The sequence below is a fragment of the Thioalkalivibrio denitrificans genome (assembly GCF_002000365.1).
Lineage (GTDB): Bacteria > Pseudomonadota > Gammaproteobacteria > Ectothiorhodospirales > Ectothiorhodospiraceae > Thioalkalivibrio_A > Thioalkalivibrio_A denitrificans.
Genome location: NZ_MVBK01000068.1, coordinates 1 through 22,131, shown reverse-complemented (window position 1 = coordinate 22,131; position 22,131 = coordinate 1). Strand labels below are relative to the sequence as shown.

Annotated in this window: 21 protein-coding genes and 1 tRNA gene; all 22 read left to right on the top strand. The window is 64.7% G+C overall.

The window, feature by feature from the left end:
• Nucleotides 1–119 precede the first annotated feature (119 nt).
• Complete coding sequence (gene rlmE / locus B1C78_RS11620; protein ID WP_077279339.1) at nt 120–743, top strand: 23S rRNA (uridine(2552)-2'-O)-methyltransferase RlmE; 624 nt, start codon at nt 120–122, stop codon at nt 741–743.
• A 43-nt stretch (nt 744–786) separates the two neighbouring features.
• Entirely contained in the window at nt 787–2,706 is a 1,920-nt protein-coding gene (gene ftsH, locus B1C78_RS11615; protein ID WP_077279338.1) for an ATP-dependent zinc metalloprotease FtsH, read from the top strand.
• A 385-nt stretch (nt 2,707–3,091) separates the two neighbouring features.
• Nucleotides 3,092–3,949, top strand: a complete 858-nt coding sequence (gene folP / locus B1C78_RS11610; RefSeq protein WP_077279337.1) for a dihydropteroate synthase — start codon at nt 3,092–3,094, stop codon at nt 3,947–3,949.
• Nucleotides 3,950–4,184: 235 nt separating this feature from the next.
• Nucleotides 4,185–5,537, top strand: a complete 1,353-nt coding sequence (gene glmM / locus B1C78_RS11605) for a phosphoglucosamine mutase (protein WP_077279336.1) — start codon at nt 4,185–4,187, stop codon at nt 5,535–5,537.
• A gap of 179 nt (nt 5,538–5,716) precedes the next feature.
• On the top strand, nt 5,717–6,469 hold the full coding sequence (tpiA, locus tag B1C78_RS11600; protein ID WP_077279335.1) for a triose-phosphate isomerase: 753 nt from the start codon (nt 5,717–5,719) through the stop codon (nt 6,467–6,469).
• Nucleotides 6,470–6,474: 5 nt separating this feature from the next.
• A complete protein-coding gene (gene secG / locus B1C78_RS11595) occupies nt 6,475–6,831 on the top strand; it encodes a preprotein translocase subunit SecG (protein ID WP_077279334.1) in 357 nt (118 codons plus the stop codon).
• Between the two features lie 16 nt (nt 6,832–6,847).
• Nucleotides 6,848–6,932, top strand: a tRNA-Leu gene (locus B1C78_RS11590).
• 217 nt (nt 6,933–7,149) lie between these two features.
• Nucleotides 7,150–7,506, top strand: coding sequence for an NADH-quinone oxidoreductase subunit A (locus tag B1C78_RS11585; RefSeq protein ID WP_077279333.1), 357 nt, complete (start codon nt 7,150–7,152; stop codon nt 7,504–7,506).
• Nucleotides 7,497–7,973, top strand: coding sequence for a NuoB/complex I 20 kDa subunit family protein (locus tag B1C78_RS11580; RefSeq protein ID WP_077279332.1), 477 nt, complete (start codon nt 7,497–7,499; stop codon nt 7,971–7,973). The genes B1C78_RS11585 and B1C78_RS11580 overlap by 10 nt, the downstream gene beginning before the upstream one ends.
• Before the next feature lie 25 nt (nt 7,974–7,998).
• Nucleotides 7,999–8,724, top strand: coding sequence for an NADH-quinone oxidoreductase subunit C (locus tag B1C78_RS11575; RefSeq protein ID WP_077279331.1), 726 nt, complete (start codon nt 7,999–8,001; stop codon nt 8,722–8,724).
• Entirely contained in the window at nt 8,717–9,970 is a 1,254-nt protein-coding gene (locus B1C78_RS11570) for an NADH-quinone oxidoreductase subunit D (RefSeq protein ID WP_077279330.1), read from the top strand. The genes B1C78_RS11575 and B1C78_RS11570 overlap by 8 nt, the downstream gene beginning before the upstream one ends.
• A complete protein-coding gene (locus B1C78_RS11565; protein ID WP_077279329.1) occupies nt 9,970–10,476 on the top strand; it encodes an NADH-quinone oxidoreductase subunit NuoE family protein in 507 nt (168 codons plus the stop codon). The genes B1C78_RS11570 and B1C78_RS11565 overlap by 1 nt, the downstream gene beginning before the upstream one ends.
• A gap of 7 nt (nt 10,477–10,483) precedes the next feature.
• Entirely contained in the window at nt 10,484–11,761 is a 1,278-nt protein-coding gene (gene nuoF / locus B1C78_RS11560) for an NADH-quinone oxidoreductase subunit NuoF (protein ID WP_077279328.1), read from the top strand.
• Nucleotides 11,762–11,783: 22 nt separating this feature from the next.
• Nucleotides 11,784–14,159: an NADH-quinone oxidoreductase subunit NuoG gene (gene nuoG, locus B1C78_RS11555; protein WP_077279327.1), complete on the top strand. Its 2,376-nt coding sequence runs from the start codon at nt 11,784–11,786 to the stop codon at nt 14,157–14,159.
• Nucleotides 14,160–14,167: 8 nt separating this feature from the next.
• Nucleotides 14,168–15,235 carry an NADH-quinone oxidoreductase subunit NuoH gene (gene nuoH, locus B1C78_RS11550; RefSeq protein ID WP_077279326.1) on the top strand — a complete coding sequence of 356 codons (1,068 nt, stop codon included), beginning with the start codon at nt 14,168–14,170 and terminating at the stop codon, nt 15,233–15,235.
• 11 nt (nt 15,236–15,246) lie between these two features.
• The gene (nuoI, locus tag B1C78_RS11545) at nt 15,247–15,735 is read left to right on the top strand and encodes an NADH-quinone oxidoreductase subunit NuoI (protein ID WP_077279325.1); all 489 of its coding nucleotides are present in this window, start codon (nt 15,247–15,249) and stop codon (nt 15,733–15,735) included.
• Nucleotides 15,736–15,757: 22 nt separating this feature from the next.
• Entirely contained in the window at nt 15,758–16,351 is a 594-nt protein-coding gene (locus tag B1C78_RS11540; protein WP_077279324.1) for an NADH-quinone oxidoreductase subunit J, read from the top strand.
• An 81-nt stretch (nt 16,352–16,432) separates the two neighbouring features.
• A complete protein-coding gene (gene nuoK / locus B1C78_RS11535; protein WP_077279323.1) occupies nt 16,433–16,738 on the top strand; it encodes an NADH-quinone oxidoreductase subunit NuoK in 306 nt (101 codons plus the stop codon).
• Nucleotides 16,739–16,742: 4 nt separating this feature from the next.
• Complete coding sequence (gene nuoL / locus B1C78_RS11530; protein WP_077279322.1) at nt 16,743–18,740, top strand: NADH-quinone oxidoreductase subunit L; 1,998 nt, start codon at nt 16,743–16,745, stop codon at nt 18,738–18,740.
• A gap of 63 nt (nt 18,741–18,803) precedes the next feature.
• On the top strand, nt 18,804–20,318 hold the full coding sequence (locus tag B1C78_RS11525; RefSeq protein ID WP_077279321.1) for an NADH-quinone oxidoreductase subunit M: 1,515 nt from the start codon (nt 18,804–18,806) through the stop codon (nt 20,316–20,318).
• Between the two features lie 17 nt (nt 20,319–20,335).
• Nucleotides 20,336–21,778 carry an NADH-quinone oxidoreductase subunit NuoN gene (nuoN, locus tag B1C78_RS11520; protein ID WP_077279320.1) on the top strand — a complete coding sequence of 481 codons (1,443 nt, stop codon included), beginning with the start codon at nt 20,336–20,338 and terminating at the stop codon, nt 21,776–21,778.
• A gap of 9 nt (nt 21,779–21,787) precedes the next feature.
• The gene (locus B1C78_RS11515; protein ID WP_077279319.1) at nt 21,788–22,105 is read left to right on the top strand and encodes a DUF2818 family protein; all 318 of its coding nucleotides are present in this window, start codon (nt 21,788–21,790) and stop codon (nt 22,103–22,105) included.
• The last annotated feature ends 26 nt before the right edge of the window (nt 22,106–22,131 follow it).

Sequence of the window (22,131 nt, the reverse complement as noted above, 5' to 3'; positions counted from 1 at the left end):
GCCCCGCGCAGCGGGGCTCGAAACGCCTTTGACGTTGCCTTTGACTTTGAATTCGACATCCAACACCGCCGCTACCGGAACGACTGCATCAAATCAGCACAAACCCGAGACCACCCTCCATGCCCCGAACCAAATCCAGCCGCCGCTGGCTCAAGGAGCACTTCGACGACGAGTTCGTCAAGCGGGCCCAGCAGGAGGGCTATCGCTCGCGGGCGGTGTACAAGCTCCGGGAGATCCAGGAAAAGGATCGCCTGCTGCGCCCGGGGATGACCGTGGTGGATCTGGGCGCTTCCCCGGGCGGCTGGACCCAGTACGCCGCGGATATCGTCGGGGCGAAAGGGCGCGTGGTGGCCAGCGACATCCTGCCCATGGATCCGATCCCCGGCGTCACGGTCATAGAGGGGGATTTCCGCGAGGCCGCGGTGCTGGACAAGCTACTGGCCGTCATCGGCGAGGGCGGGGCGGACCTTGTGATGTCCGATATGGCCCCCAATATGAGTGGTGTGGACGCGGTGGACCAGCCGCGCGCCATGTATCTCGCGGAACTTGCGGCGGATCTGGCCCGTACGGTGCTGAAACCGGGCGGGGATTTTCTGGTCAAACTTTTCCAGGGCGCTGAATTCGACGATTACGTCCGGACCCTGCGCCGGGAATTCGATAAGGTCAGTATCCGCAAGCCCAGGGCCTCAAGACCCCGCTCCCGTGAGGTGTATGCGGTGGCCCGAGGTCGCAAACTGGTGTAAGGTCCCCGCATTGGGCGCACGACGATCTAATTGAGGTATCGCCTTGAACGACTTGGTCAAAAACCTGATTATCTGGGCGGTCATCGCCATCGTGCTGATGTCGGTGTTCAACAATTTCAGCCCGCGTACCACCCAGCCGCAGTCGCTGTCCTACTCGCAGTTCATCAATGAGGTGAAGAGCGGGCGGATCCAGAGCGTCTATATCGAGAACAACACCATCGAGGGCACCACGCTCAACGGTGAGAAGTTCACGACGTACAGCCCCAACGATCCCGGATTGATCGGCGATCTCCTTGCGAACAATGTGGAGATTCGTGCCCAGGAGCCCCAGCGGCGCTCCCTGATCATGGACATCCTCATCAGCTGGTTCCCCATGCTGCTGCTGATCGCCGTGTGGATCTACTTCATGCGCCAGATGCAGGGCGGTGCGGGCGGCCGGGGAGCCATGTCCTTCGGCAAGAGCAAGGCCAAGATGATGAGCGAGGACCAGGTCAAGGTCACCTTTGCCGACGTGGCCGGCTGTGACGAGGCCAAGGACGAGGTGGTCGAGCTGGTGGAGTTCCTGCGTGACCCCAGCAAGTTCCAGAAGCTGGGCGGCAAGATTCCCCGCGGCGTGCTCATGGTCGGTTCTCCCGGGACCGGCAAGACCCTGCTCGCCAGGGCGATCGCGGGCGAGGCCAAGGTGCCGTTCTTCAGCATCTCCGGTTCCGACTTCGTGGAGATGTTCGTGGGCGTGGGCGCCAGCCGCGTGCGCGACATGTTCGAACAGGGCAAGAAGCATGCGCCGTGCATCATCTTCATTGACGAGATCGACGCGGTGGGCCGTCATCGCGGCGCCGGCCTCGGCGGCGGCCACGATGAGCGCGAACAGACCCTGAACCAGTTGCTGGTGGAGATGGACGGCTTTGAGGGCACCGAGGGCGTGATCGTGATCGCGGCCACCAACCGCCCCGACGTGCTGGACCCGGCGTTGCTGCGTCCCGGCCGGTTCGACCGCCAGGTGGTGGTGCCGTTGCCGGACGTGCGCGGGCGCGAGCAGATCCTCAAGGTGCATATGCGCAAGGTACCGGTCGCCGAGAACGTGCGCGCCGACCTGATCGCGCGCGGTACGCCCGGTTTCTCCGGCGCCGATCTGGCCAACCTGGTCAACGAGGCGGCGTTGTTCGCGGCCAGGGCCAGCAAGCGCCTGGTGGACATGAGCGATTTCGAGCGCGCCAAGGACAAGATCATGATGGGCGCCGAGCGCAAGTCCATGGTCATGAGCGACGCCGAGAAGAAGCTCACCGCCTATCACGAGGCGGGCCATGCCATCGTCGGGCGCCTGGTGCCGGAGCATGATCCGGTCTACAAGGTGAGCATCATCCCCCGTGGACGCGCCTTGGGCGTGACCATGTTCCTGCCGGAGGAGGATCGCTACAGTCACAGCAAGACGCGGCTGGAGAGCCAGATCTGCTCGCTGTTTGGCGGGCGCATCGCGGAGGAGATCATCTTCGGTCATGACCGGGTGACCACCGGCGCGTCCAATGACATTGAACGGGCCACCGCCATCGCCCGCAACATGGTCACCAGGTGGGGCCTGTCCGACCGCCTTGGTCCGCTGGCCTACAGCGAGGACGAGGGCGAGGTGTTCCTGGGTCGTCAGGTGACCCAGCACAAGCAGATGTCCGACGAGACCGCGCACGCCATCGACGAGGAGGTGCGCCGCATCATCGACACCAACTACGAGCGGGCAAAGAAGATCCTCGAGGAGAACATGGACAAGCTCCACACGATGTCTGAGGCGTTGATCAAGTACGAGACCATCGATACTGAACAGATCAACGACATCATGGAGGGCAGGACACCGCGCCCGCCGATGGACTGGAGCGACGACGAACCGGAAGCCGGGGGCAACGCGCCCGCTGACAGCGATGAAAAGCTGCCGGAAGGGGGCGTGATCGGCAGGCCCGCCGGGCAGCATTGAAGCCACCCGGGCACGAAAAAGGCCGCCTTTTGGCGGCCTTTTTCGTGCCTTGGCCCGCATATCTCGCCGGGATCGCGGGAGCAGGCGAAGGATTCGGGTTGCTCGGCGCATCCTTGCGCCTCGCCCCTGCGGGGCTTGCGCGACGAATCGCTCCCGGCGATTCGTTCGTAGGCACCGCTCTGGAGCGAAACCCATANNGCCTGAACCGCGATAGGACACCGGCGGGAACAGTCTGTCATGCTGCTGTTGGCACCCATTACCAAGGTACTCTCCTTATGTTTCCACCTGTTGCGCACCAGCCGGTGTCCGACCGGTGAGTTATGCGGGCTAGTGGCAGAGGCAAGAGTCAAGATACAAGATACAAGACCAAGGCGGGTGAGGCGGGATGCGTGAAGGCTCCGTGATGCTGGACTGTGGTGGACAATCACTGGATCTCTCCCGGCCGCGGGTGATGGGGATTCTCAATGTGACGCCGGACTCCTTTTCGGACGGGGGGCGGCACGACGATCCGGGGCGTGCGCTGGACCATGCACTGGCCATGGTGGAGGCCGGGGCCGCCATCATCGATGTGGGCGGGGAGTCGACCCGCCCGGGGGCTGAACCGGTGCCCGTGGAGGAGGAACTGGCCCGGGTCGTGCCGGTGGTGGAAAGCATCGCGCCTCGCATCCCCGTGCCGGTCTCGGTGGATACCAGCCGCCCCGAGGTGATGATCCGCGCGGCGGCGGCGGGCGCCGGGCTGATCAATGACGTCCGTGCCCTGCGCCTGCCGGGCGCTCTGGAGGCTGCACGGGAGACCGGCCTGCCGGTCTGCCTCATGCACATGTGCACGCTCGATCCGCGCACCATGCAGAAGGATCCGCATTACGACGACGTGACGGCCGAAGTGCGCGATTTCCTGGAGGCCCGTGTGGCGGCCTGCGAGGCGGCGGGCATCGACCGGCGGCACCTCGTGCTGGACCCGGGTTTCGGCTTTGGCAAGACGCTGGAACACAACCTGGCGCTGTTCAGGGGGTTGCCCACCCTGGCGGACATGGGGCCCCCGCTGCTGGTTGGGGTATCACGCAAGGGCATGATCGGCGCCCTGCTGGGCGATCGGCCGGTGGATCAGCGGGTGCACGGCAGCGTGGCCGCCGCCCTGCTGGCCGCCCAGCGGGGCGCCGCCATCCTGCGGGTGCACGACGTGGGGCCCACGGTGGATGCCCTGGGCATCCTGGCCGGCCTGGAGGCGCCCACCGGCCCTTGAGCCGTGGGGGCTGGACGGGGCGTTGGCATTCAACCGCGTCGCAAAGACGCAAAGAACCGCAAAGTAAATGATTGGAACGAAAACCCCTGTCGTGTCCCGCTTTCTTCATCAAGACCTTTGCGTTCCTTTGCGTCTTCGCGTCTTTGCGTCGCGGTCAAAGAGCGTTCAAACCCCGGTATCCTGTATCCTGTACGCAGCGCGCTTGAGCGCCTGATCTGCAAGGGAGGTCACTCGTTTGGAACGACGCTACTTCGGCACTGATGGGATCCGGGGGCGGGTGGGGCATGCCCCGATGACGCCGGATTTCGCCCTGCGGCTGGGTTGGGCGGCCGGGCGGGTGCTGGCCCACGAGGGCCAGGGGCCGGTCCTGATCGGAAAGGACACCCGGGTGTCCGGTTACATGTTCGAATCCGCGCTGGAGGCGGGGTTGTCCGCCGCCGGGGCCGATATCCGCTTGCTGGGGCCCATGCCCACGCCGGCGGTGGCCTACCTGACGCGCACCTTTCGCGCTGCCGCGGGGATCGTCATCAGCGCCTCGCACAACCCCTACTACGACAACGGCTTCAAATTCTTCTCCGCCGCCGGCACCAAGCTGCCGGACGAGATCGAACTGGCCATCGAGGCGGAACTGGAGCGCGCCGTGGAGACGGTGGATTCCGCCCATATCGGCAAGGCGGAGCGGGTCCATGACGCGGCCGGGCGCTATATCGAGTTCTGCAAGAGCACCATTCCCTCCGGCACCGCCTTTCACGGGCTGAAGGTGGTGGTGGATTGCGCCCATGGCGCCACCTATGCCGTCGCGCCCAGCGTATTCGAGGAACTGGGCGCGGAAGTGGTGGCCATCGGGGATGAACCGGACGGCTTTAACATCAACGAACAGGCAGGTTCTTTGCACCCGGAGAACCTGCGAGCGGCGGTGCTTGAACACAATGCGGACGTGGGTATCGCCCTGGACGGGGACGGCGACCGCGTGGTGATGGTGGATGAAACCGGCACCCTGGTGGACGGGGACGAGGCCCTGTGCATCATCGCCCTGGGCCGGGCCCGGGACGGCCTGCTCAATGGCGGCGTGGTGGGCACGCTCATGAGCAACCTGGGGCTGGAACTGGCCCTGGAGGCGGAGGGCATCCCGTTCCGGCGGGCAGCGGTCGGGGACCGCTACGTGCTCGAGATGCTGCATGCCGAGGGCTGGAGCCTGGGCGGTGAATCGTCCGGGCACATCCTGTGTCTAGATCGCACCACGACCGGCGACGGGATCGTGTCCGCGTTACAGGTGCTTCATATCATGTGCATGACGTCGGAGCCGCTCTCGACCTTGCGTCAGGCCATGACCAAGCTGCCGCAGACGCTTGTGAACGTACCGCTCAACGGCCCTGCGGACCGCCGCGAAGTGCTGGCGGCGGCGCGGGTGCTGGAGGCCGTGCGCGCGGCGGAAGAGGTGCTCGGGGACCACGGGCGCGTTCTGTTGCGTCCGTCGGGCACGGAGCCGCTGGTGCGGGTCATGGTCGAGGGCCGCGAGATCGGGCAGGTGGATCGTATTGCCCGGGACATCGCCGAGGCCGTGCGCAGTGCGACCGGCGGCGGGTGAGGCGCGCAGTCATCGCCTGATTCGCGGGTTCGATCCGGTTCGGTCTCATACGCACGGCGGGCCCGGATGCGGTGTCCGGGTGTCAACCCGTCCGGTCCGGGGCGAAATTGATTTATTGCATGGCGGACGTTAAGCTTTCGCGCTTTGCGCAGAGTGCGAAACGAGACGGGAGACACGGCATGCGTCAGCCCATGGTGGCCGGAAACTGGAAAATGAATGGCTCCCGGGAGGCCAATGAGGCCCTCGTGAAAGAGGTGCTCGGAGCCCTGACCTCGCCGGCAAAGGCCGAGATCGTGGTCTGTCCGCCGTACGTCTATCTGCCGCAGGTCGCGGCGCTTGTCGACGGCTCCGCCATCGGGCTCGGCGCCCAGGACGTCTCCGACCAGGATGCCGGGGCCTATACCGGTGAGGTCTCGGGCAGCATGCTCCGGGACGTGGGCTGCGCCTACGTGATCGTCGGCCACTCCGAGCGGCGCAGCCTCTACGCCGAAGATGACGATTTCACCGCGCGCAAGTTCGCCGCCGCGCGCCGCCACGGGCTCAAGCCCATCCTGTGCGTGGGCGAATTGCTGGAAGAACGCGAATCCGGCGTCACCGAGCAGGTGGTGGCACGTCAGCTGGATGCGGTGCTGGATCTGGAGGGCGTCGAGTCCCTGAAGGACGCCGTCATCGCCTACGAGCCCGTTTGGGCAATCGGTACCGGCAAGACAGCCACCCCGGAACAGGCCCAGGCCGTGCACGCATTCATCCGGTCCCGCGTGGCCGAGCGGGATGCGGGGGTGGCCGATGGCGTGAGAATTCTCTACGGTGGCAGTGTCAAAGCGGATAATGCGGCGGAACTCTTCTCGCAGCCTGATATCGACGGCGGCCTGATTGGCGGAGCATCCCTGAAGGCTGCGGATTTCCTGGCGATCTGCCGGGCGGCGGACTGAACTTTATGTTGTATGGCATTTTGCTGGTGGTGCAGGTAGTCTTGGCTCTCGCCCTGATCGTGCTGGTGTTGATCCAGCACGGCAAGGGGGCCGACGCCGGCGCCGCCTTCGGCAGCGGCGCTTCCTCCACGGTCTTCGGCGCACGGGGCTCAGCAAACTTCCTGAGCCGCGGCACGGCCGTACTGGCCACGCTGTTCTTCGTCAACAGCCTGAGTCTGGCCTACATGGTGTCCAATCAGCCGGAACCGGGCAGCGTGATCGATGTCACGACGCCGGCTCCCCAGGTGATCGAGGACCGGCCGCAGCCCGCGGACCGTCCTGAGGCGCCGGCCCCCGGTGTTCCGGAGGACGTCCCGCGCTGACACAGGGTATCCGGATGCAGATGTGGTGGAATTGGTAGACACGCCGTCTTGAGGGGGCGGTGGCGAAAGCCGTGTCGGTTCGAGTCCGACCATCTGCACCATAATTATGAATAACAGCCGGTGTGGATCGACGGCGAGGGGACCGGCCGCGGCGGTTGGGCGGCAGGGAGGGGTCGGCGCACTGGTGCCGCGGAAGGAAGCGGGGGCGCCTACTGGTCCCCGCAACTGACCACAAGGGAGGCTCCATCCGACACCTCGGGTGGATGCAACTGCCGTAGCGCGCGGCGCGGCAACTCGCGCGGCGTGGGGAGCGAGAGCATGCTCGAAAACTATCTGCCGATCCTGATCTTCCTTGGGGTAGGTCTTCTGGTTGGCGTGATACCTCTCGCGCTGGGCATGGTCATCGGCCCGCATCGGCCCGACAGCGCCAAGAACTCTCCCTATGAATGCGGTTTCGAGGCCTTCGAGGACTCCCGCATGAAGTTCGACGTCAGGTTTTACCTGGTCGCTATACTATTCATCATTTTCGATCTCGAGATCGCCTTCCTCTTCCCCTGGGCCGTGGTACTCGATGAAATCGGGCTGTTCGGCCTGCTCGCCATGGCCCTGTTCCTGGGCATCCTCGTGATCGGCTTCATTTACGAGTGGAAGAAGGGGGCCCTGGAATGGGAATAGAAGGCGTCCTCGAAAAGGGTTTCGTCACCACCTCCGCCGACAAGCTCATCAACTGGGCCCGGACCGGTTCGCTCTGGCCCGTGACCTTCGGCCTGGCCTGTTGCGCGGTGGAGATGATGCATGCCGGCGCGGCGCGTTACGACCTGGATCGCTTCGGCATCGTCTTTCGACCGAGCCCGCGCCAGTCCGACGTGATGATCGTTGCCGGCACCCTGGTCAACAAGATGGCCCCGGCGCTGCGCAAGGTCTATGACCAGATGGCCGAGCCCCGCTGGGTGATCTCCATGGGTTCCTGCGCCAACGGCGGCGGCTACTACCACTATTCCTACGCGGTGGTGCGCGGCTGCGACCGCATCGTGCCGGTGGACGTGTATGTCCCGGGTTGTCCACCCACGGCGGAGGCCCTGCTCTACGGCATATTGCAGCTGCAGAACAAGATCCGCCGGACCAACACCATCGCACGCTGATCCACTGCCACGGCGCTTCCCGACCATGACCGAGCGACTCGACAATCTGGCTGCGCGCCTGCAGGAGCGCTTCAAACCCGGGGAGGGAGCGCTGCAGCGTGCCTTCGGGGAGGTGACGCTGGAAGTGGCGGCACCCGATCTGGGGGCCACTGCCGAGGCCCTGCGCGATGGCGAAGGCCTGAAGTTCGAGCTGCTGGCGGATCTGTGCGGTGTGGACTACCTGGAGTACGGCGTGGCGGAGTGGACCACCGAGGAATCCACCAGCGAGGGCTTCAGCCGCGGCGTGGAGAAGGCCACCTTCGGACGCTTCACCTTCGACGACGCTCCCGACGCCTCGCGCCACCAGGGGCCGCGTTTCGCGGTGATCTACCACCTGCTGTCGGTGAGTCTGAACCAGCGCCTGCGCCTGCGCGTCTACTGCCCCGACGACGCGTTCCCTGTCGTACCCTCGGTCACGGAGATATGGGCGTCCGCCAACTGGTATGAGCGCGAGGCCTTCGATCTTTACGGCATCGTGTTCGACGGTCACCCGGACCTGCGCCGCATCCTCACCGACTACGGTTTCGTGGGCCACCCGTTCCGTAAGGACTTCCCGCTCATCGGTCACGTGGAGATGCGCTACGACCCGGAGCAGGCCCGTGTGGTCTATCAGCCCGTCACCATCGAGCCGCGGGTGCTGGTGCCCAAGGTGATCCGCGAAGACCACCGCTATATCCGGGAATCGGCCGGGGAGAAGTCCGCCGATGCCTGAGATTCGCAATTACACCCTGAACTTCGGTCCGCAGCACCCTTCGGCGCACGGCGTGCTGCGCCTGGTGCTGGAGCTGGACGGGGAGGTGGTGCAGCGCGCGGACCCGCACATCGGCCTGCTGCACCGGGGCACCGAGAAGCTGGCGGAGAGCAAGCCGTACAACCAGAGCATCGGCTACATGGACCGGCTCGACTACGTCTCCATGATGTGCAACGAGCATGGCTACGTGCTGGCCATGGAGAAGCTGCTGAACATCGAGGCGCCGCTGCGCGCCCAGTACATCCGGGTGATGTTCGATGAGATCACCCGCATCCTCAATCACCTGCTGTGGCTCGGTGCCCATGCCCTGGACATCGGCGCCATGACGGTCTTCCTCTATGCCTTCCGCGAGCGGGAGGATCTGATGGACTGCTACGAGGCGGTGAGCGGCGCGCGCCTGCACGCGACCTACTACCGCCCGGGCGGCGTGGCCCGGGACCTGCCGGGCACCATGCCCCAGTACCAGCCGTCGCGCTGGAAGAGCCAGAAGGAAGTGGATGCCCTGAACGCGATTCGCCAGGGTTCCCTGCTGGACTTCATCGAGGCCTTCACCGACCGCTTCCCCGGCTGCGTGGACGAGTACGAAACCCTGCTTACCAACAACCGCATCTGGAAGCAGCGCACCGTGGGCATCGGTGTCGTCTCACCCGAGCGCGCCATGCAGATGGGTTTCACCGGCCCGATGCTGCGCGGCTCGGGCGTGGAATGGGACCTGCGCCGCAAGCAGCCTTACGAGGTCTACGACCGGTTGGATTTCCAGATCCCGATCGGGGTGAACGGCGATTGTTACGATCGCTATCTGGTGCGCATCGAGGAGATGCGCCAGTCCAACCGCATCATCCGGCAGTGCGTGGAGTGGCTGCGCGACAATCCCGGCCCCGTGTTCATCGAGGATCACAAGATCACCCCGCCGCGGCGCGAGGAGATGAAGGCGGACATGGAGTCCCTGATCCATCACTTCAAGCTCTTCACCGAGGGATTCTGCCTGCCCGAGGGCGAGGCCTACGCGGCGGTGGAGCATCCCAAGGGTGAGTTCGGTGTGTATCTCGTTTCCGACGGCGCCAACAAGCCCTACCGGCTGAAGGTGCGTGCCCCGGGGTTTGCGCACCTGGCCGGGCTCAACGAGATGGCAGTGGGCCACATGCTGGCGGACGTGGTGGCCATCATCGGCACCCAGGACATCGTATTCGGGGAGATTGATCGCTGATGCCCAGGACTCTGAAACAGGACAGGGCCGCGCTGCTCAACGATCACCTGCGCGAGGAGATCGACCACTGGCTGGGCGTCTACCCGGAGGACCAGCGCCAATCCGCGGTGCTCGGCGCATTGCGGGCCGTGCAGCATGAGCATGGTCACCTGACCACGGAGATGATGGACGCGGTGGCCGCCTACATCGGCATGCCCGAGATCGCCGTGTACGAGGTGGCCAGTTTCTACTCCATGTACGAGTTGAAGCCCGTCGGACGCCACACCATCGCCGTGTGCACCAACATATCCTGCATGCTGCGGGGCTCGGATCGCATCGTCGAGCACATCGAAAAGAAGCTCGGCGTGAAGACCGGCGAGAGCACGCCCGACGGAAAGTTCTACATCAAGCGCGAGGAGGAATGCCTCGCCGCCTGCTGCGGCGCGCCCATGATGCAGGTCAACCATGTCTACCACGAGCATCTCACCCCCGAACGGGTGGACGAGATCCTGGACAGCCTCGAGTGAGCCCTCGATGAACCGCATCTGCTTCACGACGCTTCGGTTCGACGAGCCCTGGACGCTGGAGAACTATCTCAAGGTGGGGGGCTACGAGGCCCTCAAGAAGGTCTATGCGGGCAGGATGTCGCAGGAAGACGTCATCGAGGAAGTGAAGAAATCGAACCTGCGCGGCCGTGGCGGCGCGGGCTTTCCCACCGGCCTCAAATGGAGCTTCATGCCCCGCAACGCACCGGGCCAGAAATACGTGGTGTGCAACTCCGACGAGTCCGAGCCGGGTACCTGCAAGGACCGGGACATCCTGCGCTTCAACCCCCATGCGCTGGTGGAGGGCATGGCCATCGCCGGCTACGCCATCGGCGCCACCGTGGGATACAACTACATGCGCGGCGAGTTCATGGACGAGCCCTACCGGCGCTTTTGCCAGGCGGTGAAGGAGGCCTACGCGCAGGGTTTTCTGGGCAAGGACATCCTGGGTTCGGGAGTGGATTTCGATCTCTATCCGACGCTGGGCGCGGGCGCCTACATCTGCGGCGAGGAGACGGCGCTGCTGGAATCCCTGGAGGGCAAGAAGGGTCAGCCCCGCTTCAAGCCGCCGTTCCCGGCCAATTTCGGCCTCTACGGCCGCCCGACGACTATCAACAACACCGAATCCCTGGCCTCGGTGCCGACCATCATCCGCGAAGGCGGCGATTGGTTCGCCGAGCTCGGCATCCCGAAGTCCGGCGGCGAGAAGCTGTTCTCCGTGTCGGGCCACGTGAACAGGCCCGGGAACTTCGAGGTCCCGCTCGGCACCCCGTTCAGGGAGCTGCTGGAGATGGCGGGCGGCGTGCTGGAGGGGCGCGCGCTCAAGGCGGTGATCCCCGGCGGATCGTCCGTGCCTGTGCTGCCGGGTGACGTCATGATGGACGTGAACATGGACTACGACTCCATCGCGCGGGCCGGTTCCATGCTGGGCTCCGGCGCGGTGATCGTCATGGACGAGACCACCGACATGGTCAAGGCCCTGCAGCGCATCTCGCGCTTTTATTTTTCCGAGTCCTGCGGCCAATGCACGCCCTGCCGGGAGGGCACCGGCTGGCTCTATCGCATGCTGACGCGGATCGTGGAGGGCAAGGGTCGCCCCGAGGATCTGGAACGCCTGGACGACGTGGCGGCCAAGATCGAGGGCCGCACCATCTGCGCGCTGGGTGATGCCGCCGCCATGCCCGTGCGCAGCTTCGTGAAGCACTTCCGCCACGAGTTCGAGCACTACATCCAGCACGGACGCAGCCTGGTCGCCGACGCGGCCTGAATCGCCGGACGAGACACCGAGAATGAGCGAGGATCTGGTCAACATCGAGGTCAACGGCATGCCCCTGCAGGCACGCAAGGGCGCCATGCTGATCGAGGTGACGGACGGGGCGGGTATCCGTGTGCCGCGCTTCTGCTATCACAAGAAGCTGTCGGTGGCGGCCAACTGCCGCATGTGCCTGGTGGAGGTGGAGAAGGCGCCGAAACCCATGCCCGCCTGTGCCACGCCGGTGATGGAAGGCATGAAGGTCTACACCCGTTCGCCCAAGGCCCTGGCCGCCCAGAAGGCCACCATGGAGTTCCTGCTCATCAACCACCCCCTGGACTGCCCCATCTGCGACCAGGGCGGCGAGTGCGAACTGCAGGACGTGGCCATGGGCTACGGCGAGAGCGTCTCGCGTTACACCGAGGCCAAGCGGGTGGTCAAGGACAAGGACATCGGCCCGCTGATCAGCACGGAGATGACCCGCTGCATCCATTGCACCCGCTGCGTGCGCTTCGGCGAGGAGATCGCCGGCATCCGCGAACTGGGGGCCACCGGACGTGGCGAGTTCATGCAGATCGGCACCTTCATCGAGCGCTCGGTGGACTCGGAGATGTCCGGCAATGTGATCGATCTGTGCCCGGTGGGCGCCCTTACCGCCAAGCCGTCCCGCTATACCCTGCGCCCCTGGGAGCTGATCCAGCATCCCGCCGTGGCGCCCCACGACAGCATCGGCTCCAACCTGTTCCTGCATACCCGCGAGGGCCGCGTCATGCGCGTCGTGCCCCGGGACAACGAAGTGGTCAACGAGACCTGGATCTCGGACCGGGACCGTTACAGTTACACCGGGATCCACGCCCCGGACCGGCTCACCACACCCATGGTCAAGGACAACGGCAAGTGGACGAGCACCGACTGGGAGACGGCGCTCACCCGCGTGGTGGAAGGGCTGCGCGGCACGGCGCCCGCCGAGATCGGCGCACTGCTGTCCCCCCACGCCACCCTGGAGGAACTCTACCTGGCGCAGAAACTGCTGCGCGGCATGGGCGTGACACACATCGACCACCGTCTGCGCCAGAACGATTTCTCGCGAACCGATGCGGACCCGCTGTTCCCCTACCTGGGCCTGGCTGTTGCAGACCTGGAAAAGGTGGACGCGGCGCTGCTGGTGGGTTCCAACGTGCGCAAGGATCAGCCCATCGCCCACCATCGCCTGCGCAAGGCCGCCCTGGCCGGTGCGCGCATGATGGCCGTCAATACCCGCGATTACGGATTCGTTTTTCCTATGGCGGAACAGGTGATCGCCGATCCCCAGGCGCTGCTGCGTCACTTGGCGGGAATCGCCGGAGCGGCGCTGGAGTCGGCCGGCGCCAAGGTCCCGGCCAGTCTCAAGTCGATTGTCGCGGATGCCGAGACGGGAGAGGCCGAGAAGGACATGGCGCGCCTGTTGCGCGAGGCCGACTCTGCCGTGGTGCTCATGGGCAACGAGGCCATGGCCCATCCTCAGGCCGGCCTGGTGCGGGCGCTGTGCGGCGTGATCGCCGAGCACACGGGCGCGACGCCGGGCTATCTGCCCGAGGCCGCCAACAGCGCAGGCGCCTGGCTGGCCGGGGCGGTGCCTCACCGCGGTCCCGCCGGGGCGCCGCTGGAACCGGCGGGCCTGGATGCCGGGGCAATGATTGCGCAGCCGCGCCGGGGGTATTTCCTGTTGGGCGTGGAGCCGGATCTGGACTGCGCCGACGGACCGGCGGCACGTGCGGCGCTGGAGTCGGCGGACTGCGTGGTGGCCCTGAGCGCATTTGCCTCCAGTGCATTGAAGGACCTGACCGACGTCCTGCTGCCCATCGCCACGTTTGCCGAGACCTCCGGCACCTTTGTCAGCGCCGAAGGGCGCTGGCAGTCGTTCAGGGGCGTCGGCTCGCCGCCGGGCGAGGCGCGGCCCGGCTGGAAGGTGCTGCGTGTGCTGGGCACGATGGCCGCCGTGCCGGGCTTCGATTACGTGTCCTCGGAGCAGGTGCGCGACGAGCTCAAGGCGCGCCTCGGTGACAGCCCGGCATTTGACAACCGGATTTCCGTGGAAGGGCCGGTATTCGAATGGCCGCCCCGCATCACCGGACTGCAGCGCGCCGGCGGCGTGGCGATGTACGGACTGGATCCCCTGGTGCGGCGCGCGCGACCGCTCCAGGACACCGCCGACGGCCGCCAGGCGGGCGCCTACATCTGCGAGGCCCAGGCAAGGGCGCTGGATCTGGTGAACACCGACCGGGTTCTGGTGCGCCAGGGCGGACACACCGCCAGCCTGGATCTCATCATTGACGACGGTGTAGCCATGGGATGCGTCTGGATCCCGCAGGGGATGCCGGAGACCGCCGCCCTCGGCCCGGCCTTCGGCGTCGTGGAACTGCAGAAGCTCTGAGGCATTAGATGATCGAAGCCGTCATCAATTTCTGGGAAGGTCTGCCGGTGGTCATGCAGATCATGACCAAGATCACCCTCATCGTCGCCCCCCTGATGCTCGCGGTGGCCTACACCACGTATGCCGAGCGCAAGGTGATCGGCTACATGCAGGTGCGCCTGGGGCCCAACCGGGTGGGCCCGCGCGGCTGGCTGCAGCCCATCGCCGACGCCCTCAAGCTGCTCACCAAGGAAGTCATCCTTCCCACCAATGCCAACCGCTTCCTGTTTCTCATCGCGCCGGTACTGGCCATCATGCCGGCACTGGCGGCCTGGGCGGTGGTGCCCTTCGATGACGGCATGGTGCTGGCCGACATCAACGCGGCGCTGCTGTATATCCTGGCGCTGACCTCCATGGGCGTGTACGGCGTGATCATCGCCGGCTGGGCATCCAACTCCAAGTACGCGCTGCTGGGCGCCCTGCGCTCGGCGGCGCAGATCGTGTCCTACGAGATCGCCATGGGGTTTGCGCTCGTGGGCGTGCTCATGGCCGCGGGCAGCCTCAACCTGGGCGATATCGTGCGCGCCCAGCAGGGGGTTTCGGTCACCGGCTGGTTCGTGTGGCCGCTGATCGGCCTGTTCCTGGTGTATTTCATCTCCGGCGTGGCCGAGACCAACCGGGCGCCCTTCGACGTGGCCGAGGGTGAGTCCGAGATCGTGGCGGGCTTTCACGTGGAGTACTCGGGCATGGCGTTCGCCGTGTTCTTCCTGGCCGAGTACGCCAACATGATCCTGATCGCCGCGCTCGCGGCACTGCTGTTCTGGGGCGGTTGGCTGTCGCCGTTCGGGGGGCTGGTGTCCGAGTCGGTCCTCGCGGTTCCGGTGCTTGGCTGGTTTCTGGGCGACGGCATCCACTGGTTCCTGATGAAGACCGCGTTCTTCCTGTTCTGCTTCCTGTGGTTCCGGGCCACCTTCCCGCGCTATCGGTATGACCAGATCATGCGCCTGGGCTGGAAGGTGCTGATCCCCGTGACGCTGGTCTGGCTGTTCGGCATCGGCGTGGCCGTGGCCCTGGGCTGGCAGCCCTGGGTGGTTTGAGGAGTGACGTCATGAACGCCGTGCGCAATTTCTTCAGAAGCTTTCTCCTCTGGGAGCTGCTGATCGGCATGCGTCTGACGGGCCGTTACCTGTTCTCGCGCAAGATCACCGTGCAGTACCCGGAGGAGAAGACGCCCATCTCGCCGCGCTTTCGCGGCCTGCATGCGCTGCGCCGCTACCCCAACGGCGAGGAGCGCTGCATCGCCTGCAAGCTGTGCGAGGCGGTCTGCCCGGCGCTGGCCATCACCATCGAATCCGAGCAGCGTGCCGACGGCACGCGCCGCACCACCCGCTACGACATCGACCTGTTCAAGTGCATCTTCTGCGGCTTCTGCGAAGAGGCCTGCCCGGTGGACTCCATCGTGGAGACCCACATCTTCGAGTACCACTTCGAGAACCGGGGCGAGCAGATCATGACCAAGGACAAGCTGCTCGCCATCGGCGACCGTTACGAGCAGCAGATTGCGGCGGCACGCACGGCCGATGCGCCATACCGCTAGAAAATCGGACCGGGGACATTCAATGAACTTCGAGGCCTTTCTGTTCTACTTCTTCGCCGCGATCGTGGTGGGCGCGGCGGTGGCCATGATCACCGTGCGCAACCCGGTGCACGCGGCGCTGTTCCTGGTGCTGACCTTCTTCACCAGTGCGGCGCTGTGGATCATGCTGGAGGCCGAGTTCCTGGGCATCGTGCTGGTGCTGGTGTATGTGGGCGCCGTGATGGTGCTGTTCCTGTTCGTGGTCATGATGCTGGACATCAACCTGACGCGCATGCGCGAAGGTTTCATGCGCTTCCTGCCGGTGGGCATCCTGGTGGCCGTCGCCATGGCCACGGTCATGTCGCTGGTGGTCGTGCGCCACTTTCGCGTGGACGCGCCGGAGAGGGCGGCAGCCGATTATTCCAACACCGAGGCGCTGGGCCGCATCCTCTATACCGAGTACGTCTACCCGTTCGAGATCGCCGCGGTGATCCTGCTGGTGGCCATTATTGCGGCCATCGCACTCACGCTTCGAAGGCGGCCGGGTACCAAGGCCATCGATCCGGCCAAACAGGTGCGCGTCTCCCGCGAGGGTCGTGTGCGCATGGTGGACATGAAGTCGGAAGGCAAATCCTGACCGGCAATTGAAACGAAAGGGCTGATAACCAAGAGGCGAACGCTGCGACGTTCGCCCGGTGACCGGACAACGGAACCCAAAATGATCTCTTTGGCACACTATCTGGTGCTTGGCGCGATTCTCTTTTCGCTCGGCATTGCGGGCATCTTCCTGAATCGCAAGAACGTCATCATCCTGCTCATGTCCATCGAGCTGATGCTGCTGGCGGTGAACATGAATTTCGTGGCCTTTTCGCATTTCTCGGGCGACATGGCCGGGCAGGTGTTCGTGTTCTTCATCCTGACCGTGGCCGCGGCCGAGGCCGCCATCGGTCTTGCGATCCTCACCCTCCTGTTCCGTAACCGCCAGACCATCAACGTCCAGGACCTGGACGAGATGAAGGGATAAGGCCATGGAGAACGTCTATCTCGCGGTCGTCCTTGCCCCCCTGTTCGGCGCCATTGTCGCCGGGTTGTTCGGCCGCCAGATCGGGCGGGTCGGGGCGCACACGGTCACCATACTCGGTGTGGCGATCTCTTTCGTGCTCTCGGTATGGGTGTTCAAGCACCACGTCTTCGACGGTGCCGATGTGCACAACGCCACCGTGTACACCTGGATGATCAGCGACGGCATCCGCTTCGAGATCGGCTTTCTGGTGGACAACCTCACCGCCCTGATGATGCTGGTGGTGACCTTCGTCTCGCTGATGGTGCACATCTACACCATCGGCTACATGCACGACGATCCGGGCTATCAGCGCTTCTTCGCCTACATCTCGCTGTTCACCTTCTCCATGCTCATGCTGGTGATGGCGAACAACTTCCTGCAGCTGTTCTTCGGCTGGGAGGCCGTAGGCCTGGTCTCCTACCTGCTGATCGGCTTCTGGTACAAGCGCCCCACGGCCATCTACGCCAATATGAAGGCCTTCGTCGTCAATCGCGTGGGGGACTTCGGTTTCATCCTCGGCATCGGCGCGCTGCTGTTCTACGCGGGCAGCCTGGATTACTACGAGGTGTTCGCCGAGGCCGAGGGCATGTCCGCGGCCACCATCACCATCCTGCCCGGCACGGATTGGTCGCTGCTGACCGTGGCCTGCATCCTGCTGTTCATCGGTGCCATGGGCAAATCCGCCCAGGTGCCGCTGCATGTGTGGCTGCCGGATTCCATGGAAGGCCCGACGCCCATCTCCGCCCTGATCCACGCGGCCACCATGGTGACCGCCGGCATCTTCATGGTGGCGCGCATGTCGCCGCTGTTCGAGTTCTCCACGGCGGCCCTGTCCTTCGTGCTGGTGATCGGCGCGCTGACCGCCTTCTTCATGGGCCTGATCGGCATCGTGCAGAACGACATCAAGCGCGTCGTCGCCTACTCGACGCTGTCGCAGCTGGGTTACATGACGGTGGCGCTGGGCGCATCGGCCTACGCCGCGGGTATCTTCCACCTGATGACCCACGCCTTCTTCAAGGCGCTGCTGTTCCTGGCCGCGGGCTCCGTGATCATCGCGCTGCATCATGAGCAGGACATGCGGCGCATGGGCGGTCTGCGCAAGTATATGCCCATCACCTATGTCACGGCGCTGGTGGGGTCGCTGGCGCTGATCGGATTCCCGTTCTTCTCCGGGTTCTTCTCCAAGGACGGCATCATCGAGGCGGTGTCGCTGTCCACCACGCCGGGAGCCGGGTTCGCCTACGTGCTGGTCCTCTTGGGCGTGTTCGTCACCGCGCTCTACACCTTCCGCATGTTCTTCATGGTGTTCCATGGCGAGGAGCGTTTCCGCAACGTGGCGCACCACGGGCATGAGGACGAACACGGCGACGGGGGGCACGGTCACGGTCATGTGCACGAACCCAGAGAGTCGCCCTGGGTGGTGACGGTGCCGCTGATCCTGCTGGCCATCCCGTCGGTGGTGGCGGGCTACGTGGTGGGCCCCGTGCTGTTCGGGGACTTCTTCTCGGATTCCATTTTCGTGCTCCAGGACAACGACGTGCTGGCCCGCCTGGGCGAGGGCTACACCGGGATCATGGGCTTCGTGGTCCACGGCATCATGATGCCGCCGTTCTGGCTGGCCATGGCCGGGCTGGCCACCGCCTGGTACGTGTACATGGTGAATCCGCGTATCGCCGACACCATCAAGTCGCGTTTCCAGTGGCTTTACACCGTGCTGGACCGCAAGTACGGCTTCGACGAGTTCAACGCCTTTGTGTTCGCGGGCGGCAGCCTGGGCCTGGGCCGGTGGCTGTGGCGCTTCGGGGACATGCTGTTCATCGACGGGCTGCTGGTCAACGGCAGCGCCCGGACGGTGGGTCTGATCTCACGGTACGCGCGTTACGTCCAGACCGGCTACCTGTATCACTACGCGTTCGCGATGATCATCGGTCTGCTCGTCCTGCTGACGGTGTTCGTGCTGTGAGGGGCGTGGACATGCAGGGATCAACCAAACGGGAGGGACTGTGGCATCAACCGGGAATGATCAATGTTTGCTGACTGGCCACTACTGAGTCTGGTGATCTGGACGCCGATCGTCGGCGGCTGCATCGTGCTGATGGCGGGCGACCGCATGCCCGAGGGCGCCCGTCGGCTGGCGCTGTTTTTCGCCACGCTCACCTTCCTGATCAGCATTCCCCTGTTCGTGCACTTCGACCGGGGCACCCACGAAATGCAGTTCGTCGAACTGCTGCCCTGGATCGGCGCCTTCAACGTGAACTACCACCTGGGCGTGGACGGCATCTCCATGCCCCTGATCCTGCTGACCACGTTCACCACCGTGCTGGTGGTGATCGCCGGTTGGGAGGTGATCCAGCACCGTGTCTCCCAGTACATGGCGGCCTTCCTGATCATGGAGGGTTTCATGAACGGCGTGTTCGCCGCGCTGGACGGGGTGCTGTTCTACGTGTTCTTCGAGGGCATGCTGATCCCCATGTTCCTGGTGATCGGTCTCTGGGGCGGCCCGAACCGTGTCTACGCCACCATCAAGTTCTTCCTCTACACTTTCCTGGGCTCGGTGTTCATGCTGGTGGCGCTTATCTACATGTACACCCGCTCCGGAAGTTTCGCGATCCTGGATTTCCACCACCTGCAGCTGGGCATGACTGCCCAGATCCTGATCTTCCTGGCCTTCCTCGCGGCCTTCGCCGTGAAGATCCCCATGTGGCCGGTGCATACCTGGCTGCCGGACGCCCACGTGGAGGCGCCCACCGGCGGTTCGGTGATCCTGGCGGCCATCATGCTGAAGATCGGCGGCTACGGCTTCCTGCGCTTCAGCCTGCCCATCACGCCGGACGCCTCCATGGCCCTGGACTGGCTGCTGATCACCCTGTCGCTCATCGCGGTGGTCTACATCGGCTTCGTGGCGCTGGCGCAGCAGGACATGAAGAAGCTCATCGCCTACTCGTCCATTGCCCACATGGGCTTCGTGACGCTGGGCATCTTCATCGTATTCCTGATCTTCTCCAACACCGGCGACTGGCAGGGCGCCGCGCTGGGCATTCAGGGCGCCATGGTGCAGATGATCTCCCACGGCTTCATCTCGGCGGCCCTGTTCCTTTGCGTGGGCGTGCTCTACGACCGCATGCACAGCCGCCAGATCGCGGATTACGGCGGCGTGGTGAACACCATGCCCTGGTTCGCGGCCTTCTTCGTGCTGTTTGCCATGGCCAACACGGGCCTGCCGGGCACGTCCGGCTTCGTGGGCGAGTTCATGGTCATTCTGGCCAGCTTCAGGGCGGACTTCTGGATTGCGTTCCTGGCCGCCACCACGCTGATCCTGGCCGCCGGCTATACGCTCTGGCTGATCAAGCGGGTGGTGTTCGGCGACATCGCCAACGACAACGTAGCGAAACTCCAGGACATCAACCGCCGCGAGTTCCTGGTGCTCGGGATACTGGCCTTCGTGGTGCTGTTGCTGGGCGTCTGGCCGGCCCCGCTGCTTGAGGTCATGCACGCCACGGTGGACAACCTGATCCAGCACATCGCCGTATCGAAGCTCTGAGGACGGGAACCCATTACATGACCTTCCAGATCCCAGATTTCACGCCGGTCATTCCCGAGATGTTCGTGCTCGGCATGGCCTGCGCCATTCTCGTGATCGACCTGTTCGTGCCCCAGTCCCGGCGGGACATCACTTACGGGCTGGTGCAGTTCACGCTGCTCGGCGCGGCGGTGCTGACGCTGGCCCTGGCCGCGCCCGAGACCCGCCTCACCTTCAACGGCACCTTCATCGCCGACCGGCTGTCCGACCTGCTCAAGGTGGCGGTCTACGTGATCACGGCGGCCGTGTTCCTGTACTCCCGCCCCTACCTCAAGGACCGGGATATCTACCGGGGCGAATACTACGTGCTCGGCCTGTTCGGCGTGCTGGGCATGATGGTGATGATCTCGGCATACAGCTTCCTGACCCTGTACCTGGGTCTCGAACTGCTGTCGCTCTGCCTGTACGCCATGGTGGCGTTCAATCGCGATTCCAGCCGCGCGTCCGAGGCGGCGATGAAGTATTTCATCCTGGGGTCCATCGCCTCGGGGATGCTGCTGTACGGCATGTCCATCCTCTACGGCATCACCGGCAGCCTGGATATCATCGAGGTAAGCGATTACCTGATCACCGCGGGCGGCGGCCTGAACGTCCCGCTGATCTTCGCCCTGACATTCGTCGTGGTGGCGCTGGCGTTCAAGCTGGGGGCCGTGCCGTTCCACATGTGGGTGCCCGATGTCTATCACGGCGCACCCACTTCGGTGACCCTGTTCATCGCGACGGCCCCGAAGCTGGCCGGCCTGGCCATCGTCCTGCGTCTGCTGGTGGACGGGCTCGGCCCCCTGCATGGCGACTGGCAGGGCATGCTCATGATTCTCGCCGTGCTCTCTTTGGCCGTGGGCAACGTGGTGGCCATTGCCCAGACCAACATCAAGCGCATGTTCGCGTATTCGACCATCTCGCACGTGGGCTTCATCCTGTTGGGGCTGCTGGCCGGTACGCCCGAGGGCTACGGGGCGGCGCTGTTCTACGTGATTGCCTACGCGGTCGTGTCCGCCGGCGGTTTCGGCATGATCATCCTGCTCTCGCGCCGGGGCTTCGAGGCCGAGAACCTGGACGACTTCCGCGGCCTGAACGAACGCAGCCCCTGGTTTGCATTCATCATGCTGCTGATCATGTTCTCCCTGGCCGGAGTGCCGCCCACCGTAGGCTTCTACGCCAAACTCGCCGTTCTCCAGGCGGTGGTGCAGGTGGACATGGTCTGGCTGGCGGTCTACGCAGTGATCTTCGCCATCATCGGGGCCTTCTACTACCTGCGCGTGGTCAAGCTCATGTATTTCGACAAACCCGAAGACGAAACCCCGCTGCCGCGCGCGACGGGCATGAACGTGGTGCTGAGCATCAACGGCCTGCTGGTGATCGCCCTGGGGATCTTTCCGGGCGTACTGATGTCTTTAACGACGGGCGTCGTCACGTGGTAGGGTAGTTTCATGGCTTCCGATTGGCTGGTCTGGGTGTATTTCACGCTTGCGTTCGTGGCAGCAAACCTGCCCTGGTTCACCGAGCGCGTGTTCTTCGTCTTCGAGCCGAAATCCGGCGAGAAGGGCCCGGCCATGCGTTTTCTGGAACTGCTGGTGCTGTATTTCATCGTGGGCGGGATCGGCATGGGATTCGAGCGCCAGGTCACCGGCGGCATCCACTATCAGGGCTGGCAGTTCTATGCCATCACGGGTTCCCTGTTCCTTGTCTTCGCCCTGCCCGGGTTCATCTACCGCTACGACCTGCGCAAGCACCTGCGCCATCGCTAGGAGCCTGGAGCGCTTTAGCCACAGAG